The 333-nt window shown below is 67.6% G+C and carries 1 protein-coding gene; it reads left to right on the top strand.

The features are described from left to right. Positions 1-333 (top strand): phage tail tip lysozyme (locus B8460_RS22470; RefSeq protein ID WP_048863260.1); only part of this gene is annotated, 333 nt, incomplete at both ends.

Raw genomic sequence — 333 nt, 5'->3', positions numbered from 1 at the left:
AGTGGCATGGCCCGCGTCGTGCCGAGTTCCTGAAGTGGGCCGCTGAACACGGCCTGGACTGGCACTCCGACGCGGCCAACATGGGCTTCATGGAGCACGAATTACAGACCCCGCAGTATGCCGGTCTGTTGGCGCAGCTTCGGCAGGCACAGAGCGGCACGGATGCGGCGGCGCTGGGGCATCAATACGAGTCCGGCGGGTCTGACTATTTCCGGGCGCAGCACATGGCCGAGGGCGAACGGTTCGCGCACCTGCCATCCCCGCATGCGCCGCACACGTCTGCCACAGCCCCGGCACCCCACGCGCGCCCCACGGCCATGGAAGAAACGTTGC

It is taken from the genome of Acidisphaera rubrifaciens HS-AP3 (genome assembly GCF_000964365.1).
Classification (GTDB): domain Bacteria; phylum Pseudomonadota; class Alphaproteobacteria; order Acetobacterales; family Acetobacteraceae; genus Acidisphaera; species Acidisphaera rubrifaciens.
Note: the sequence above shows the minus strand (reverse complement) of the source record. Positions and strands in the feature narration are given on the sequence as shown.